This window comes from Tannerella forsythia, assembly GCF_001006485.1.
In the GTDB taxonomy this organism is placed as follows: domain Bacteria; phylum Bacteroidota; class Bacteroidia; order Bacteroidales; family Tannerellaceae; genus Tannerella; species Tannerella forsythia.
Genome location: NZ_JUET01000126.1, coordinates 16,685 through 32,924 on the forward strand (window position 1 = coordinate 16,685; position 16,240 = coordinate 32,924).

Consider the following 16,240-nt stretch of genomic DNA (forward strand, 5'->3'; position numbering starts at 1 on the left):
TGATCCGGACCATCCGGACAATATTTAACACTCAACACTCACATGTTTTTTACTTTTACCAGCTTGCCTTTTTCACTCCGGGAATAAGGCCGTTGGAAGCCATCTCACGAAACTGAATACGCGAAATACCGAACTGACGCATATATCCTTTCGGACGTCCCGTCATCTTGCAACGGTTATGCAAACGCACCGGCGATGCATTTTTAGGAATGGACTGCAACGCTTCATAGTTGCCTTCTTTCTTCAACTGCAATCGTTTAGCCGCATATTTCGCTACCAGCTTTGCCCGTTTTACTTCGCGGGCTTTCATTGATTCTTTTGCCATATCTCAATTCTTTTTTACATTCTTGAAGGGCAGTCCGAACTCGCGCAGAAGAGCAAATCCCTCTTCATCCGTTTTTGCGGAAGTCACAAAGGTAATATTCATTCCCAATATTTTCGTAATATTATCAATATTTATTTCCGGGAAAATAATTTGCTCCTGAATGCCGAGCGTATAATTACCCCGGCCGTCGAGCTTGCTTTCAATACCTTTGAAGTCGCGAATACGAGGCAATGCTACACGTACCAGACGTTCCAAAAACTCATACATACGCTCATGACGCAAAGTAACCATGACTCCGATCGGCATTTTTTTACGCAGTTTGAAGTTGGAGATGTCTTTCTTCGAATAGGTAGCGACGGCTTTCTGACCGGTAATATTCGTCAACTCGTCTATAGCCACGTCAATAATCTTCTTATCTGCCGTTGCCATTCCCAGTCCCTGATTGATTACAATTTTCTTCAGCACAGGAACCTGCATCACAGACGTGTAGCTAAACTCTTTCTTCAACGTCGGTATAATCCGGTCTCTGTAATCTTGCTTTACTGTTGCTATCGTACCCATCATTTAATCTCCTCTCCTGATCTTTTAGCATAACGCACTAACTTCCCTTTCACTTCTTTGCGTCCCACGCGGGTCGGTTTTCCCGTTTTGGGGTCCAACGGATTAAGGTTCGAGATATGAACCGATGCCTCCTTGGTTTCCCGTCCGCCTTGCGGATTTCGGGCATTGGGTTTCGTATGCTTCGTCACCATATTAACCCCTTCCACAATGGCACGTTTTTCTTTTACAAGCATTTCCAGGACGCGCCCTGTTTTTCCTTTATCTTCTCCGGCGTTTACGTAGACGATATCGCCTTTCTTTATATGTAACTTACTCATCACAATACCTTTTTACCGATTAAAGTACTTCCGGTGCCAATGAAACGATTTTCATATTGGTCGCACGTAACTCACGAGCAACCGGGCCAAAAATACGGCTTCCCCGGATTTCTCCCGCCTGATTCAACAATACACAAGCATTATCATCGAAACGGATATAAGAACCGTCCTGACGACGAATCTCTTTCTTTGTCCGTACAACAACCGCTTTCGATACGGCGCCTTTCTTCATATCACTCGAAGGAATGACGCCTTTTACTGCTACGACAATGATATCGCCTACCGTGGCATAACGTTTACGCGTACCACCTAACACACGGATACACAGAGCTTCTTTCGCTCCGCTATTGTCCGCTACTACTAATCTTGTTTCTTGCTGTATCATCTTACTTAGCCCTTTCTATAATCTGTACCAAACGCCATCTTTTCGTCTTGCTCAAAGGGCGTGTCTCCATAATCTTTACCGTGTCCCCCACGTTACATTCATTCTTCTCGTCATGCGCATGATATTTCTTCGTCTTGTTCACGAATTTTCCGTAAATCGGATGTTTTTCCTTCCATTTTACGGCAACGGTGATGCTTTTATCCATCTTGTTGCTGAATACCACGCCCGTTCTTTCCTTTCTTAAATTTCTCGTTTCCATATCAGGCTTCATGATTATTCGTTATTCAATTCACGTTGGCGCAGCACTGTTTTCAGACGCGCAATCGTCCGGCGTTGCTCTTTCATTGCAGCAGGATTATCCAACGGCGAAATGCTATGATTAATCTGCTTCTGATCCAAAGACGACATTTCCGCGTCCATTCTTTCAACCAATTCTTTGGTACTTAATTCTCTTACTTCTTTAATCTTCATAACATTTACACGGTTTCATTTTGCATATCATAGTCATAGCGCACCACGAATTTGGTTGTTACCGGAAGCTTCTGTGCGGCTAAACGCAACGCTTCCTTCGCGATATGAAACGGTACACCTTCCACTTCAAAAATCATACGTCCCGGCGTAACAGGCGCTACAAATCCTTCAGGATTACCTTTTCCTTTTCCCATACGTACATCCAACGGCTTTTTCGTGATCGGCTTGTCCGGGAATATACGTACCCACACTTGTCCTTGACGTTGCATATAACGTGTAACGGCAATACGGGCGGCCTCAATCTGCCGGCCTGTGATCCATTTCGTACCTAACGATTTGATTCCAAACGAACCGAAAGCCAACTGATTTCCCCGCTGGGCGTTGCCTTTGGCGCGCCCCTTTTGGGATCTTCTAAACTTTGTTTTCTTTGGTTGTAACATAGTTCTCTAACTGTTAAATAATTTAACGATTGGCTTTTTCTTTGTCTCTCTCTCTTCTGCGTTTGAACGGTTTTCCGCCGCGATCCCCACGATCACCGCGTCCCATACTGCCTTCCCCGCCCCGACGACTGAAGTCTTTCGAAACTGTAAATGAAGGAGACAAATCTTTTTTACCGTATACTTCACCACGGCAAATCCAAACCTTTATTCCTATCAGACCGACTTTTGTCAGCGCTTCTGCCAGTGCATAATCAATATCGGCACGGAATGTATGGAGAGGAGTACGTCCTTCCTTATACATTTCGGAACGCGCCATCTCAGCACCATTCAAACGTCCCGAAACCTGCACTTTTATACCTTCCGCTCCCATCCGCATGGTCGAAGCAATAGCCATCTTCACGGCACGACGGTAAGCGATTTTTCCTTCCAGCTGACGCGCAATATTATTGGCGACAATCACGGCGTCCAATTCCGGACGTTTAATCTCAAAAATATTGATCTGAACCTCCTTATCGGTAATCTTCTTCAATTCTTCTTTGAGCTTGTCAACTTCCGAACCGGCTTTTCCGATGATGATCCCCGGACGCGACGTACACACCGTAATGGTGATCAGCTTTAACGTACGTTCGATCACGATGCGCGAAACGCTTGCTTTAGCCAGACGGGCATTCAAGTAGTTGCGAATTTTACTGTCTTCCAGCAAAGTGTCACCGTAACTCTTTCCACCGTACCAGTTCGAATCCCATCCACGAATGATTCCCAAACGATTACTAATCGGATTTACTTTCTGTCCCATCTGTTCTTAATTTTGACTTTCTTTGTTATTGTTTGCATCTGCCTCTACATTTCTCGTATCGACAAACAAGGTCACATGGTTCGAACGCTTACGGATCCGATATCCCCTTCCCTGCGGGGCCGGACGCATACGCTTGAGCGTTGCTGCTCCATCCACATGGACGGACGTAACGAACAACTCTCCGCTTTCTGCTTTTCGCTCATTCTTCTGCTCCCAATTGGCAATCGCCGAACGAAGCAATTTCTCTACCGGTGTAGCTGCGTCTTTATTGGAGAATCTCAAGACTCCCAGCGCCCTAAACACCTCCATGCCGCGAATCATATCGACGACCAGACGCATTTTGCGCGGTGAACTCGGCACGTTGCGCAATTTCGCAAAAGAAACACTTTTCAAGGCTTCCTTTCTGGCTTCTGCTGATATTTTCTTTCTTCTGCCCATTTATTTTATTTTTTTCATTTTCTTACTTCTTGTTTCCAGCATGGCCACGGAATATACGCGTCGGTGAAAATTCTCCCAGCTTGTGACCCACCATATTCTCGGTGATGAATACGGGAATAAATTTGTTCCCATTATGCACGGCAATCGTATGCCCTACAAAGTCCGGAGATATCATGGACGCTCTTGCCCATGTCTTTATCACCGTCTTCTTACCCGACTCATTCATCGCCAGGACTTTCTTTTCCAATTTCACATTGATATATGGACCTTTTTTTAACGAACGACTCATAGTTTTTCAATTAATCATTTTACTTCTTTCTTCTTTCAATGATATACTTGGAAGACGGTTTCTTCGGCGCTCTCGTCTTCATGCCCTTAGCATATAAGCCCTTACGAGAACGGGGAAGACCTCCGGAGGCGCGTCCTTCACCACCTCCCATCGGGTGGTCTACCGGGTTCATCACGACACCACGGTTGTGCGGACGACGGCCGAGCCATCTCGAGCGTCCCGCTTTCCCGGATTTCTCGAGTGCATGGTCCGAATTGCCTACGCTACCTACGGTCGCTTTACATGCCGACAAGATCTTACGGGTTTCGCCCGAAGGCATCTTGATGATGGCATAGTCCCCTTCTTTCGATGTCAACTGAGCAAATGCACCGGCCGAACGAACCAATTTCGCTCCTTGTCCCGGACGAAGTTCGATGTTATGAATAATCGTACCGACAGGGATGCTCTGCATCGGCAAAGCATTGCCGACTTCCGGCGTTGCATCCTTTCCGGACATCACTGTCTGGCCTACTTCCAAACCATTCGGAGCAACGATGTAACTCTTTTCTCCGTCAGCATAATACAACAATGCGATACGAGACGTCCGGTTGGGATCGTACTCAATCGACTTCACGGTTGCAGGAATGCCATCTTTGCTTCTCTTGAAGTCAATAAAACGAAAACGACGCTTGTGGCCGCCACCGATATAACGCATCGTCATTTTTCCGGTATTGTTACGGCCACCTGTTCTCTTCTTTCCGACTACGAGAGACTTCTCCGGTGTACTTGCAGTGATTTTATCAAATGCACCGATAATTTTGTGTCTTTGCCCCGGCGATGTGGGCTTCAATTTACGTATTCCCATCTCCTATCAAATGTTACTGAAAAAGTCGATGACTTCTCCTTCTTTCAATGTTACAATTGCTTTCTTATAGGCTGCTTGTCTTCCGTTGATGATCCCGGATTTTGTATAACGGCTCTTGCGCTTTCCCGAATAATTCATCGTGTTCACGCTTTCTACGCTGACGTTATACATCTCTTCAACAGCCTTCTTTATCTCTAATTTATTCGCATCCGGAGAAACGCGGAACCCAAAGCGATTAGGCATTTTTTCCGTCACAGCAGTCTGCTTCTCGGTCACGATCGGCTTAATGATAATTCCCATCTTTATTTCCTCCTTCTTATGCGTTTAAAAGTTTTTCAATGACAGCGACAGACTGTTCCGTAAACACCAGGTTCGCAGCATCCATCACTTTATATGTATTTAGATCCGACGCGGCTATGACCTTCGCGCGCGGCAGATTACGAGCCGACAAAGATACGAAATGATTGCTCTCAGGCAAAATCAACAGCATCTTCTTTCCATCCAATTTCAAGACTTTCAGCATCGAGAGGAAGTCTTTCGTTTTCGGGGTATCCATCGTAAAGTCTTCAAGCACCATAATCGAGTTCTCTTTTGCCTTATATGAGAGGGCTGAACGGCGAGCCAACGCTTTCACTTTCTTATTCAGTTTGAAGCTATAATCGCGCGGCTTCGGTCCGAATACACGACCTCCACCGACCAATACCGGCGAATTGATGTCACCGCGGCGAGCTCCACCGCTACCTTTTTGGCGAATAAGTTTGCGGGTACTTCCCGATACTTCGCTTCTTTCTTTCGACTTATGTGTCCCTTGACGATTATTCGCCATATATTGTTTCACATCCAAATAGATCGCATGATCATTCGGCTCAATACCAAACACTGCATCGCTGAGTTCAACCGTTCTGCCGGTTTCTTCCCCTTTTCTGTTAAATACGTTTAGTTTCATTGCCTTACTTCTCAATTAATACGATTGAACCTTTTGCACCCGGAATAGAGCCTTTCACTAACAGCAAGTTGTTTTCCGGCATCACTTTGATCACTTCAAGGTTTTGAACCGTTACGCGCACGTTGCCCATTTGTCCGCCCATGCGTGTACCTTTGAAGACTTTCGCCGGATACGAACAGGCGCCAATAGCGCCCGGCTTACGCGCACGATTGTGCTGACCATGCGTGGTCTGACCTACACCACCGAAACCGTGACGTTTTACGACTCCCTGAAATCCTTTTCCCTTCGATGTGCCGATCACATCTACGAAGGTCGCATCATTCAAAAAGTCTACGGTAAGTACATCTCCGAGCTTATACTCAGCATCAAAATTCTTGAACTCAGCCAAGTGTCTCTGTGGGGCTACGCCTGCCTTCTTGAAATGACCGGCTTCCGGCTTCGTCGTATGTTTTTCTTTTTTTTCCTGAAAACCCAACTGAATCGCCTCATAGCCGTCCTTTTCCATGGTCTTAATCTGTGTAACCACACAAGGACCTACTTCGATAACAGTGCATGGAAGATTCTTTCCCTCGGCACTGAATACGGATGTCATTCCGATTTTTTTTCCTAATAATCCTGGCATTTCACTTTGTTTTTTAATTTTACACTTTAATCTCTACTTCCACTCCGCTGGGCAATTCCAGCTTCATCAAAGCATCTACCGTTTTGGCTGTCGAGCTGTAAATGTCTATCAAACGTTTGTAAGACGACAGTTCAAACTGCTCACGTGACTTTTTGTTCACGAATGTCGAGCGGTTTACGGTAAAAATCCGTTTGTGAGTCGGCAGCGGAATAGGTCCGCTTACGACTGCTCCGGTAGCCTTCACAGTCTTGACGATTTTCTCGGACGACTTGTCGACCAGCGAGTAATCGTAAGATTTCAATTTAATTCTGATTTTTTGGCTCATATCGTTAGTTTCTAATATTATTTGACTAAATCAACCCGCCCTTGTACTTCGGTCAGCACCTGCTTGGCAATCGACGACGATACTTGTGCATAGTGCGAGAATTGCATGGACGAGGTAGCACGACCGGACGTAATCGTACGCAAAGCCGTCACATAGCCGAATGTCTCAGCCAAAGGCACTTTTGCTTTAACAATCCGGGTACCCGTACGGCTCGATTCCATGCCTTCCACCTGACCGCGACGTTTGTTCAAGTCGCCAATGACATCTCCCATGTTTTCTTCGGGAGTAACGACTTCCAGCTTCATGATCGGTTCCATCAGAACAGGGCCGGCCTTTTCCGCTGCGTTCTTAAATGCCTGAATAGCACATATCTCGAACGACAACTGGTCGGAGTCAACCGGATGAAACGAACCGTCGATCAATGTCACTTTCAGCTTATCCAGCGGGTAGCCGGCCAAGACGCCGTTCGTCATCGCCTTCTCAAATCCTTTCTGTACGGAAGGAATAAATTCTTTCGGCACGTTTCCGCCTTTCACCTCGTCGACGAATTGTAAATGACCTTCAAATGCTTCGTCTGCCGGCTCGATGCGAACGATAATGTCGGCAAACTTACCACGCCCTCCTGTTTGTTTCTTATATACTTCGCGTAACTCAACGGACTGCGTGATCGCTTCTTTATACGACACCAAAGGACGCCCCTGGTTGCATTCCACCTTAAACTCGCGACGCAGACGGTCTACGATAATTTCAAGGTGAAGCTCTCCCATGCCACGAATCACGGTCTGGCCGGTTTCTTCGTTTGTTTCCACACGGAACGTCGGGTCTTCTTCCGCCAGCTTGGCCAATCCGGCCCCAAGCTTATCAAGGTCTTTTTGTGTCTTCGGTTCTACCGCCACACCAATTACTGGGTCGGGGAATTCGATCGACTCGAGCGTGATCGGATTATTTTCGTCACACAGCGTATCGCCGGTACGTATGTCTTTAAACCCTACGCCAGCACCGATATCGCCGCACCCGATTTTCTCCATCGGATTCTGCTTGTTCGAGTGCATCTGAAACAGACGTGAGATACGCTCTTTCTTTTCGGAACGCGTATTCAGCACATAAGACCCTGCTTGCATTTCGCCCGAATACACCCGGAAATAGCACAAACGCCCTACATAGGGGTCTGTGGCAATCTTAAACGCCAAAGCCGTGAGCGGCTCATCCGGCGTCGGTTTGCGCTCGATGGTAATCTCCGGATTACGCGGATCATGACCTGTGACAGCCGCCGTATCATCCGGACTCGGCAAGTACGAGCAAACGGCATCAAGCAGCGTCTGCACTCCTTTATTCTTAAACGACGAACCGCAAATCATCGGATTGATCTTCATGTCAATCGTACCCTTACGGATGGCCACACGAAGTTCATCTTCCGTAATCGTAGAAGGATCGTCAAAATATTTTTCCATGACCGTGTCGTCACATTCGGCTACGGCTTCAAGCATTTTATCGCGCCATTCCTGCGCTTCAGCCAAAAGTCCGGACGGAATGTTTTCGATCTCATATTGAGCGCCCATCGTTTCATCGCGCCAATAGATAGCCTTCATGGTCACGAGATCAATCACGCCTTTAAAGTTTTCTTCGGCGCCGATCGGTATCTGAATCGGACAAGGCGTTGCTCCCAGCACGTCACGCACCTGACGAACCACTTCAAAAAAGTTCGCTCCCGAGCGGTCCATCTTGTTTACGTAACCGATACGCGGAACATTATATTTATCGGCCTGGCGCCACACCGTCTCCGACTGCGGCTCCACTCCGCCCACAGCACAAAATGCGGCCACCGCTCCGTCAAGGATGCGCAGCGAACGTTCTACTTCAACTGTAAAGTCGACGTGCCCGGGGGTGTCTATCAAGTTAATTTTAAATCTCTCATTGTTGTAATTCCAGAATGTTGTCGTTGCGGCGGAAGTAATGGTAATTCCCCGCTCCTGCTCCTGCTCCATCCAGTCCATCGTAGCGGCACCGTCATGCACTTCTCCGATTTTATGCGTCAGACCGGTATAAAACAAAATACGTTCCGATGTAGTCGTTTTTCCCGCGTCAATATGGGCCATAATACCGATATTACGTGTATTTTTCAATATTGCATCTGCCTTGCTCATCGTCTTCTTCTCATTAAACATTAAAAGCGGAAATAAGCAAAAGCACGGTTGGCTTCTGCCATACGATGCATATCCTCCTTACGTTTGAAGGCACCGCCCTGGCTATTGAACGCATCTACAATTTCAGCACTCAATTTTTCAGACATGGATTTCCCGCCACGTTTGCGAGCGTACTCTATTAAATTTTTCATTGAAATGGACTCCTTACGATCCGGGCGAATCTCGGTCGGTACTTGAAAAGTAGCACCACCCACACGGCGGGACTTTACTTCGACCTGAGGGGTTATATTCTCAAGCGCAGCTTTCCAGATTTCGAGCGCTGACTTTTCTTCATTCGGCATCTTGGCTTTCACACGCTCCAATGCGGAATAGAATATCTCATACGAAACGGTCTTCTTACCGTCGTACATCAAATGGTTTACAAACTTTGTAACCCGAACATCACCATAGACAGGATCCGGGAGGACCTGCCGTTTTTTAGGCTTTGATTTTCTCATTTTGCTTTCAGAATTTTCGTTCTTGTTCTTGGTTGTTGATTTCTTACTGTCTTCAACGGCTCCTCCGAACCATTTACTCAACCCTCATTCATCAATTTTTTCTCCCCAATAACTAAAAACCGATTATATAATTTCTAACTCGTAAACTCTTTTCTCCTTTTATATTCCTTCTTCGCGGCCCCGGCCTTTGGACGTTTCGCCCCATACTTCGAACGACGTTGCGTACGCCCGGCGACTCCCGCCGTATCCAATGTCCCACGCACGATATGGTAACGTACACCCGGCAGGTCTTTCACACGGCCGCCCCGCACCATCACAATCGAGTGTTCCTGCAAGTTATGGCCTTCTCCGGGAATATACGAGTTCACCTCCTTGTGATTCGTCAAACGAACACGGGCCACTTTACGCATCGCGGAATTCGGCTTTTTCGGCGTAGTGGTATACACACGCACGCAAACACCTCTTTTTTGAGGACAAGCATCAAGTGCAGGCGACTTACCTTTCACCGCCAACGTTTCCCTTCCTTTTCTTACTAATTGCTGAATTGTAGGCATTTTACTACTATTTAAACACTATTATATTTGTTTATACTTTTCCAAATTCGGGTGGCAAAGATACGGACTTTTTTTTATCCGACAAGCATTTCTTCAAAAAAAATTGGATTTCAATGCTTTTCTTCGCCTCCCATAAGACAAAGGAAGCCCTCTACGGATGTCAATCCACCCGTCAAACAACTTCTTGCTTACCCCGATACTCTTCCGGCAGGAAGGATAACGACTCCTCCTCTCTCTCATAGCAGCACATCTTTTTTTCTTCATTTATCCCAAATTACGCGATACACCGTTCGGCGTTTATCATATAATAATAGACGTACGAATATACGACAAGGGTTACGTCAGACTTACAACCCTCCGCCGAGACGCGATGCCTTTTTCCCCAACGCTTCGCATTGGGCTGAACAATCTCGCCCCCTATTTATTAATGGTTAATTGTCATGCCGGGTACATGATTTGGCGTGTAACACGCATAACCATTACCCGAAGGGGCTACAAGCCCGAATTATTTCAGCCCCATCCCTCAAAAGGGTGGGGTATCGACATCCGGACCTTGTTCGGAGGGCTGAAGGCCTGAATTAAATTCATTCTTATTGGTTCTATTGCGGAATCTGGATTGAATGTATAAGCCCAAGGTTGCAAATCGTCTATAAAAAAAGCTGTCTCGTTTTCCGAAACAGCTCTTGTAGGATTTAATCATCTACTTGTGCTTTAAAGACCGAAGGCCGCTTTTACCTTGTCCGTATAATCAAGTTTCTCCCAAGTAAACAGTTCCACATCGCAGACCACCGGTTCTGCATTATAGCGCGAATGGAATGTTTTCCGAACCGTCTGCGGAATACGTCCCATATGTCCGTACGAAGCCGTTTCCAGATAAATCGGATGACGCAGTTTCAGGCGCTCTTCAATAGCCTTGGGACGCATATCAAAGAGTTCCCAAATCTTGTCGGCGATTTCCCCGTCACTGATTTTCACATTGGATCGTCCAAACGTATTGACGAAGATATTCATCGGCTTACTTACACCGATGGCATACGAGACTTGTACCAGCATCTCATCGGCAACGCCTGCCGCTACGAGGTTCTTGGCGATATGACGCGCCGCATAAGCAGCCGATCGATCGACCTTCGAAGGGTCTTTTCCCGAGAAAGCGCCACCGCCATGCGCTCCTTTACCGCCATACGTATCGACGATGATCTTACGACCCGTCAGCCCCGTATCGCCATGAGGACCGCCAATCGCGAATTTGCCTGTCGGGTTGATGAAATATTTGATCCGATCATTGAATAACACCTGCACATGCTCGGGATATTGCGCCTTGACCCGCGGAATAAGAATGGTTTTCACATCTTCGGCAATCTTCTGCTGCATCGCAGCATCGGCCTCCGCCTGCGAGCGACCGTTGCCTGCCGTAATAAACTCATCGTGCTGGGTGGAAACGACAATCGTATCGATACGCAACGGCTTGCCGTGATCATCGTATTCAATCGTCACCTGACTTTTTGCATCGGGACGAAGATACGGCATCTTCTCAAGTTCGTTTTTACGGATCGCAGCAAGCTCAAGCAACAAGTGGTGCGAAAGATCTAACGCCAACGGCATATAATTCGCCGTTTCATTCGTCGCGTATCCAAACATCATCCCCTGATCACCGGCGCCCTGTTCGTAAGGGTCGGAACGCTCCACACCGCGGTTGATATCGCCGCTCTGCTCATGAATAGCCGATAGCACACCACATGACTTCGCCTCAAACTGATATTCGCTTTTCGTATAACCGATCTGTTCGATTACCCGGCGAGCCACATCCTGCACATCGACATAGGCTTTCGACTTTACTTCTCCTGCCAGCACAACCTGACCGGTCGTTACCAGCGTTTCGCACGCAACTTTCGAATCTTTGTCATACGCCAAAAATTCATCCAGCAAGGCATCCGAAATCTGATCGGCTACCTTATCGGGGTGTCCTTCAGACACCGATTCGGAGGTAAATAAATAACTCATTATTGATAAATATTTAAGTAAAACATGGATTACGAACCGAACTTTGAGATGGAATCGCGTGGCTGAACGACAGGGAAGAACCTTCTTTTTTAGCATTTTTTCCCGTGGTTGCAAGCCATACAAATCTATCCACGTCCAATTCGGCGGCAAAGATACGACTTCCGGCAAGACTGACCGTTTTCACTCTGTTAATTATCTAAAAAGAGCAGAAAAGCATCGTCTATGCCCCCCTTATATCACAAATAACCATGCATTAAAATTAAAAAAAGCCATGTGGCAAGATCGTATAAACCTTGCATTTCGTACTGTTTTTCAATATATTAATTATCATACTGCTTTACCACATGAATCTAATACTATGGAACACATGCTTAAATATTCAACGATTATATGTAAATTTGTCGGCAACGTAACACAAGAGCAATGACATTTTCAATGGAAAAGACTCAAACAGTAGAGATACGCGTGCATCGCGGGCTGATAGCCGATTTAGGCGATGACGAAAAGCGATGGATGACGGCGGCGATCGAAGCGGCAAAGAAAGCATACGCACCGTATTCGCATTTTCAGGTGGGTGCGGTAGCCGTGCTTGAGGATGGCACGTTCGTATCGGGGAGCAACCAGGAGAATGCCGCTTATCCGTCGGGACTTTGTGCCGAACGGACGACGCTGTTTGCAGCGGGGGCACAATATCCTGATACACCCGTCAAGGCTTTGTTCTTGGTAGCGTTGAAAGACGGAGAGATTCAGGAGAAGATCAGTCCGTGCGGAGCATGTCGTCAAGTCTTGCTCGAGACAGAACTGCGTTATCATCGACCGATGCAGGTGTGGATGTGCGGACGTTCGGAGTTTTGCCGGCTCGACTCGGCAGAAGATTTACTCCCACTATCTTTCGGATCAGCCGATTTGCTCGGGTAGTATTGTATGTATAACAGCCCCAACCATCCCAAAAAAAGCCAAAACGACGTCGAATACGTTAATAAAAAACAAAGCAAGGAGGATTTGCTCAAAAAATAATTTATGTTTGCAACCGATAATTGTTAGGAGAAAATGACAATGAACACATCACAGTTTCAGAAAAAACTATTGGGCATGCAGGAGAACATGATGAATTTTGCATTGATGTTAACGGCAAATCGTGAAGATGCACAGGATTTGTTGCAGGAGACGTCGCTCAAGGTTTTAGACAATCGGGAGAAATATGTAGACAACCGGAATTTCAAAGGTTGGGTACTGACGGTGATGCGTAATATTTTCATTAACAATTATCACCGTGTATTGCGTACGCAGACTGTTGTTGAGCAGGATGTCGATTTATACAATCTCCATGTGACGAACGATTCGAGTTTTGATACCCCCGACGGTACCTGTCAGTTACAGGAAATTACGGGAGCTATAGACGCTCTGAACGAAGAATTGAAAGCGCCTTTCTCTATGTATGTGAGTGGCTATCGCTATCACGAAATTGCCGAGGCGCTACATATTCCTTTAGGAACGGTCAAGAGCCGAATATTCTTTGCCCGTCAGGAATTGAAGACAAAGCTAAAAGACTTCAACCCTTGATTATACTTCCTCTTCCTTATTCCTTATCCTTTACGGGTTACGGGGAAACGATTGTTTCCGCACGAGGGTTAGTAATTCTTCGTTGCTCAAATCTTTTCCATGCTGCTCGTAAGACAGGCGAAACGTACAGCCGCTTTTATATTCGGAGCATCCGTAAGCCGTTTTCCCGCGCAGCAAAGTTCCTTTCCCGCAAATCGGACAGGTAGGCGAACCATGGGCTGACGCCGTATCCTGAGTAACGGTGCCCTGTTTCTTCCGCTTCACTTTCACCGGTTTTTCTTTCGCGGAGGCTTTTGTGTTTTTCCCCTCTTTGGAACCGGAAGCCATTTCCTCAATCGTGATTGTAGTCGTGGTACGATCGGTGCGAACGTTCCGCACCATCTGCCCGACCATCTGTTTCAGCTCGTCGAGAAACGCTTCGGCCTGATAAACGCCCTGCTCGATCTGACGCAGTTTCTTCTCCCATTGCCCTGTCAGTTCGGCGCTTTTAAGCAACTCGTCACGAATGATACCGATCAGCTCTACTCCCGTCGAAGTGGCCGACAGATTCTTACGTTCCTTACGAATGTAGTTGCGTTTAAAAAGCGTTTCGATGATTGCCGCACGCGTAGAAGGGCGGCCAATGCCGTTTTCTTTCAGAGCATCGCGCAGTTCTTCATCTTCCACGAACTTCCCGGCCGTTTCCATCGCACGGAGCAAAGTCGCCTCGGTATAGGGTTTGGGCGGAGTCGTCCACTTCTCTGCAAAATCCGGCTGATGCGGCCCGCGCTCTCCTTTCACGAAGTCGGGCAACACGCCATTTTCTTCTGCCGTCGGCTGTTCTTCTTCCGCTGTTTCCTGCGTTTCTTTGCCAAAGATAACGCGCCAGCCCGGCTTGAGAATCTGTTTGCCGGTTGCTTTAAAACCCGTCTTCTCGACCTCCCCCAGAACGGTCGTCGTAGAGATCTCACAATCGGGGTAAAACGCAGCGATAAAGCGGCGTGCCACCAGGTCGTAGACCTTCCGCTCATGGTCCGTCAAGTTACGCGGCGGCACACCGGTAGGCACGATGGCATGGTGATCCGTCACTTTGGTGTTATCGAACACCTTTTTGCTTTTCCGGATCGGGCCCGACAGCAACGAAGCCGTAAGACTCGCATAATCGGTGAGCCCTTTGAGCATATTTGGAATTTTCGGGTAGAGATCATCGCTCAGAAACGTCGTATCGACACGCGGATACGTAGTCACCTTTTTTTCATAAAGCGATTGAATGAGCTTCAACGTATCTTCGGCCGAGAACGCAAATTTCCGGTTGCATTCCACCTGCAACGAAGTCAGGTCGAACAGGCGCGGAGGCGCTTCCTTTCCTTTCTTTTTAGCCACACCGGTGATGACGAACGGCCGGCCTGTTACCGCCTCCAACAACGCCTGCCCCTCTTCCTTGCGGGCGAATTTGCCCTGCGTAGCGGCAAACATCGTTTCGCGATAGATCGTTTTCAGTTCCCAATAAGGTTCGGGCTTGAACGCTTCGATCTCCTTTTGCCGCTTCACGATCAGCGCCAGCGTAGGTGTCTGCACACGCCCAATGGAAAGCACTTGTCTATTTTGTCCGTAACGAAGCGTATAGAGACGCGTGGCATTCATCCCGAGCATCCAGTCGCCGATGGCACGCGAGAGACCCGCTTCGTAGAGGCGTTGATAGTCGGACTCGTCTTTGAGGTTCTTGAATCCTTCGCGGATGGCGTCTTCCGTCAGCGACGAAATCCACAGCCGATAGACCGGGCAGCGGCAGCCGGCCTTCTGCATCACCCAGCGTTGAATCAGTTCACCTTCCTGACCGGCATCCCCGCAGTTGATGACCGCTTCGGCATTCCGGATCAGTCCTTCAAGAATACGGAACTGCTTCTCGTAGCTATCGCTCGGGATCAGCTTGATGCCGAACCGCGGAGGAATCATGGGCAGCGACTGCAGACGCCACGATTTCCATTCGGGCGTATAATCGTGCGGTTCTTTAAGCGTGCAGAGATGGCCGTATGTCCACGACACTTGATAACCGTTCCCCTCGATATAGCCCTCTCTCTTTGTCCGGGCTCCAAGTACTTCCGCAATCTCGCGGGCCACACTGGGCTTTTCTGCAATACAAACTTTCATTCCGGGATGTTAAATGAGGGACAAAGATCGCTTTTTTTGCCCGCCGATGCAAATTTTTCAAAGAACCTAAATTAGTAGATTTATGATCTTCCGAAAAAAATCAAGTCATTAAACAACAACAAATTGTCCACCACTTGCCGATATCAGAAATTTCATTTATCTTAGTGCTGTAACAAATATCTTAGTGCTGTAACAAACTCACATAAGAGACCTTTGCACAATCCATTCCCCCTCATTTTTTCGAGGTCATTTTTAGGGAAGTATAAATGACGAAATCTGTTTTATGTACCCCAAATAGCACATATTTCGCTGATATGCAATAAGATATTTTACTATGAAGGAACCTCTATCATTGGCAAACTGTTAAATAAACATAAAAAACACAGAATCCTAAGGGTTTTATAGAGGGTTCGTTTTTTTTTATTTATACCTTTCCTCTAAAACGTATTTTGTGAGTTTGCTTACATTGCTGCTCAATCCCTCCCAAATTCGGTTGTTTGGGTGACTATAACACACGACTGTTGGCTCCGTGACGGTCGGTGTGTCTCGGAGATTGCGAATATAAGTATGTTACTTTCCTCTACAAGCTTGG

General features: G+C 47.1%; 23 protein-coding genes. 2 read left to right on the forward strand and 21 right to left on the reverse strand.

Features of this window, described 5'->3' with window-relative positions; translation table 11 throughout:
- Positions 1 to 55: 55 nt before the first annotated feature.
- The 20 genes from rpsN to Tanf_RS15185 form a co-directional block, all read right to left on the reverse strand.
- Positions 56 to 325, reverse strand: coding sequence for a 30S ribosomal protein S14 (gene rpsN / locus Tanf_RS11905; RefSeq protein WP_014224909.1), 270 nt, complete (start codon positions 323 to 325; stop codon positions 56 to 58).
- 3 nt (positions 326 to 328) lie between these two features.
- Positions 329 to 886 carry a 50S ribosomal protein L5 gene (gene rplE, locus Tanf_RS11910; RefSeq protein ID WP_041590748.1) on the reverse strand — a complete coding sequence of 186 codons (558 nt, stop codon included), beginning with the start codon at positions 884 to 886 and terminating at the stop codon, positions 329 to 331.
- Positions 886 to 1,203, reverse strand: a complete 318-nt coding sequence (gene rplX / locus Tanf_RS11915; RefSeq protein ID WP_014224907.1) for a 50S ribosomal protein L24 — start codon at positions 1,201 to 1,203, stop codon at positions 886 to 888. Before rplX ends, rplE begins: the two co-directional genes overlap by 1 nt.
- A 19-nt stretch (positions 1,204 to 1,222) precedes the next feature.
- Entirely contained in the window at positions 1,223 to 1,588 is a 366-nt protein-coding gene (rplN, locus tag Tanf_RS11920; protein ID WP_014224906.1) for a 50S ribosomal protein L14, read from the reverse strand.
- Between the two features lies 1 nt (position 1,589).
- Positions 1,590 to 1,847, reverse strand: a complete 258-nt coding sequence (rpsQ, locus tag Tanf_RS11925; protein WP_041591185.1) for a 30S ribosomal protein S17 — start codon at positions 1,845 to 1,847, stop codon at positions 1,590 to 1,592.
- 14 nt (positions 1,848 to 1,861) lie between these two features.
- Positions 1,862 to 2,059 carry a 50S ribosomal protein L29 gene (gene rpmC / locus Tanf_RS11930; protein WP_014224904.1) on the reverse strand — a complete coding sequence of 66 codons (198 nt, stop codon included), beginning with the start codon at positions 2,057 to 2,059 and terminating at the stop codon, positions 1,862 to 1,864.
- Positions 2,060 to 2,064: 5 nt separating this feature from the next.
- Complete coding sequence (rplP, locus tag Tanf_RS11935) at positions 2,065 to 2,499, reverse strand: 50S ribosomal protein L16 (RefSeq protein ID WP_014224903.1); 435 nt, start codon at positions 2,497 to 2,499, stop codon at positions 2,065 to 2,067.
- A gap of 22 nt (positions 2,500 to 2,521) precedes the next feature.
- On the reverse strand, positions 2,522 to 3,295 hold the full coding sequence (rpsC, locus tag Tanf_RS11940) for a 30S ribosomal protein S3 (protein ID WP_014224902.1): 774 nt from the start codon (positions 3,293 to 3,295) through the stop codon (positions 2,522 to 2,524).
- A gap of 6 nt (positions 3,296 to 3,301) precedes the next feature.
- Complete coding sequence (gene rplV / locus Tanf_RS11945) at positions 3,302 to 3,733, reverse strand: 50S ribosomal protein L22 (protein WP_014224901.1); 432 nt, start codon at positions 3,731 to 3,733, stop codon at positions 3,302 to 3,304.
- Positions 3,734 to 3,755: 22 nt separating this feature from the next.
- On the reverse strand, positions 3,756 to 4,022 hold the full coding sequence (gene rpsS, locus Tanf_RS11950; protein ID WP_014224899.1) for a 30S ribosomal protein S19: 267 nt from the start codon (positions 4,020 to 4,022) through the stop codon (positions 3,756 to 3,758).
- A 19-nt stretch (positions 4,023 to 4,041) separates the two neighbouring features.
- Positions 4,042 to 4,866: a 50S ribosomal protein L2 gene (gene rplB / locus Tanf_RS11955; RefSeq protein ID WP_014224898.1), complete on the reverse strand. Its 825-nt coding sequence runs from the start codon at positions 4,864 to 4,866 to the stop codon at positions 4,042 to 4,044.
- Positions 4,867 to 4,872: 6 nt separating this feature from the next.
- On the reverse strand, positions 4,873 to 5,166 hold the full coding sequence (rplW, locus tag Tanf_RS11960) for a 50S ribosomal protein L23 (RefSeq protein WP_046826021.1): 294 nt from the start codon (positions 5,164 to 5,166) through the stop codon (positions 4,873 to 4,875).
- Positions 5,167 to 5,182: 16 nt separating this feature from the next.
- Positions 5,183 to 5,812: a 50S ribosomal protein L4 gene (gene rplD, locus Tanf_RS11965; protein ID WP_014224896.1), complete on the reverse strand. Its 630-nt coding sequence runs from the start codon at positions 5,810 to 5,812 to the stop codon at positions 5,183 to 5,185.
- A 4-nt stretch (positions 5,813 to 5,816) separates the two neighbouring features.
- Positions 5,817 to 6,434 carry a 50S ribosomal protein L3 gene (gene rplC, locus Tanf_RS11970; protein ID WP_014224895.1) on the reverse strand — a complete coding sequence of 206 codons (618 nt, stop codon included), beginning with the start codon at positions 6,432 to 6,434 and terminating at the stop codon, positions 5,817 to 5,819.
- A 19-nt stretch (positions 6,435 to 6,453) separates the two neighbouring features.
- Complete coding sequence (gene rpsJ / locus Tanf_RS11975) at positions 6,454 to 6,759, reverse strand: 30S ribosomal protein S10 (protein ID WP_014224894.1); 306 nt, start codon at positions 6,757 to 6,759, stop codon at positions 6,454 to 6,456.
- 17 nt (positions 6,760 to 6,776) lie between these two features.
- Positions 6,777 to 8,903 carry an elongation factor G gene (fusA, locus tag Tanf_RS11980; protein WP_087879760.1) on the reverse strand — a complete coding sequence of 709 codons (2,127 nt, stop codon included), beginning with the start codon at positions 8,901 to 8,903 and terminating at the stop codon, positions 6,777 to 6,779.
- A 20-nt stretch (positions 8,904 to 8,923) separates the two neighbouring features.
- Positions 8,924 to 9,400 carry a 30S ribosomal protein S7 gene (gene rpsG / locus Tanf_RS11985; protein WP_041591184.1) on the reverse strand — a complete coding sequence of 159 codons (477 nt, stop codon included), beginning with the start codon at positions 9,398 to 9,400 and terminating at the stop codon, positions 8,924 to 8,926.
- 134 nt (positions 9,401 to 9,534) lie between these two features.
- A complete protein-coding gene (gene rpsL, locus Tanf_RS11990) occupies positions 9,535 to 9,954 on the reverse strand; it encodes a 30S ribosomal protein S12 (RefSeq protein WP_046826023.1) in 420 nt (139 codons plus the stop codon).
- A gap of 711 nt (positions 9,955 to 10,665) precedes the next feature.
- On the reverse strand, positions 10,666 to 11,955 hold the full coding sequence (gene metK / locus Tanf_RS11995) for a methionine adenosyltransferase (RefSeq protein ID WP_046826024.1): 1,290 nt from the start codon (positions 11,953 to 11,955) through the stop codon (positions 10,666 to 10,668).
- 13 nt (positions 11,956 to 11,968) lie between these two features.
- Positions 11,969 to 12,139 carry a hypothetical protein gene (locus Tanf_RS15185; protein WP_155642423.1) on the reverse strand — a complete coding sequence of 57 codons (171 nt, stop codon included), beginning with the start codon at positions 12,137 to 12,139 and terminating at the stop codon, positions 11,969 to 11,971.
- A 251-nt stretch (positions 12,140 to 12,390) separates the two neighbouring features.
- On the opposite strand from Tanf_RS15185, the gene cdd reads away from it, so the two are divergent.
- On the forward strand, positions 12,391 to 12,873 hold the full coding sequence (cdd, locus tag Tanf_RS12000; RefSeq protein WP_041590747.1) for a cytidine deaminase: 483 nt from the start codon (positions 12,391 to 12,393) through the stop codon (positions 12,871 to 12,873).
- Between the two features lie 138 nt (positions 12,874 to 13,011).
- A complete protein-coding gene (locus Tanf_RS12005) occupies positions 13,012 to 13,518 on the forward strand; it encodes an RNA polymerase sigma factor (protein ID WP_041590746.1) in 507 nt (168 codons plus the stop codon).
- 30 nt (positions 13,519 to 13,548) lie between these two features.
- Here the strand turns inward: Tanf_RS12005 and Tanf_RS12010 are convergent, their stop codons facing one another.
- Positions 13,549 to 15,648: a DNA topoisomerase 3 gene (locus tag Tanf_RS12010; RefSeq protein ID WP_046826025.1), complete on the reverse strand. Its 2,100-nt coding sequence runs from the start codon at positions 15,646 to 15,648 to the stop codon at positions 13,549 to 13,551.
- Between the last annotated feature and the right edge of the window lie 592 nt (positions 15,649 to 16,240).

Bases quoted from the DNA above. Each gene is read 5' to 3' on its own strand.
- rpsN (WP_014224909.1), bottom strand. From the start codon at position 325: ATGGCAAAAGAATCAATGAAAGCCCGCGAAGTAAAACGGGCAAAGCTG.
- rplE (WP_041590748.1), bottom strand. From the start codon at position 886: ATGGGTACGATAGCAACAGTAAAGCAAGATTACAGAGACCGGATTATA.
- rplX (WP_014224907.1), bottom strand. From the start codon at position 1,203: ATGAGTAAGTTACATATAAAGAAAGGCGATATCGTCTACGTAAACGCC.
- rplN (WP_014224906.1), bottom strand. From the start codon at position 1,588: ATGATACAGCAAGAAACAAGATTAGTAGTAGCGGACAATAGCGGAGCG.
- rpsQ (WP_041591185.1), bottom strand. From the start codon at position 1,847: ATGGAAACGAGAAATTTAAGAAAGGAAAGAACGGGCGTGGTATTCAGC.
- rpmC (WP_014224904.1), bottom strand. From the start codon at position 2,059: ATGAAGATTAAAGAAGTAAGAGAATTAAGTACCAAAGAATTGGTTGAA.
- rplP (WP_014224903.1), bottom strand. From the start codon at position 2,499: ATGTTACAACCAAAGAAAACAAAGTTTAGAAGATCCCAAAAGGGGCGC.
- rpsC (WP_014224902.1), bottom strand. From the start codon at position 3,295: ATGGGACAGAAAGTAAATCCGATTAGTAATCGTTTGGGAATCATTCGT.
- rplV (WP_014224901.1), bottom strand. From the start codon at position 3,733: ATGGGCAGAAGAAAGAAAATATCAGCAGAAGCCAGAAAGGAAGCCTTG.
- rpsS (WP_014224899.1), bottom strand. From the start codon at position 4,022: ATGAGTCGTTCGTTAAAAAAAGGTCCATATATCAATGTGAAATTGGAA.
- rplB (WP_014224898.1), bottom strand. From the start codon at position 4,866: ATGGGAATACGTAAATTGAAGCCCACATCGCCGGGGCAAAGACACAAA.
- rplW (WP_046826021.1), bottom strand. From the start codon at position 5,166: ATGGGAATTATCATTAAGCCGATCGTGACCGAGAAGCAGACTGCTGTG.
- rplD (WP_014224896.1), bottom strand. From the start codon at position 5,812: ATGAAACTAAACGTATTTAACAGAAAAGGGGAAGAAACCGGCAGAACG.
- rplC (WP_014224895.1), bottom strand. From the start codon at position 6,434: ATGCCAGGATTATTAGGAAAAAAAATCGGAATGACATCCGTATTCAGT.
- rpsJ (WP_014224894.1), bottom strand. From the start codon at position 6,759: ATGAGCCAAAAAATCAGAATTAAATTGAAATCTTACGATTACTCGCTG.
- fusA (WP_087879760.1), bottom strand. From the start codon at position 8,903: ATGAGCAAGGCAGATGCAATATTGAAAAATACACGTAATATCGGTATT.
- rpsG (WP_041591184.1), bottom strand. From the start codon at position 9,400: ATGAGAAAATCAAAGCCTAAAAAACGGCAGGTCCTCCCGGATCCTGTC.
- rpsL (WP_046826023.1), bottom strand. From the start codon at position 9,954: ATGCCTACAATTCAGCAATTAGTAAGAAAAGGAAGGGAAACGTTGGCG.
- metK (WP_046826024.1), bottom strand. From the start codon at position 11,955: ATGAGTTATTTATTTACCTCCGAATCGGTGTCTGAAGGACACCCCGAT.
- cdd (WP_041590747.1), top strand. From the start codon at position 12,391: ATGGAAAAGACTCAAACAGTAGAGATACGCGTGCATCGCGGGCTGATA.
- Tanf_RS12005 (WP_041590746.1), top strand. From the start codon at position 13,012: ATGAACACATCACAGTTTCAGAAAAAACTATTGGGCATGCAGGAGAAC.
- Tanf_RS12010 (WP_046826025.1), bottom strand. From the start codon at position 15,648: ATGAAAGTTTGTATTGCAGAAAAGCCCAGTGTGGCCCGCGAGATTGCG.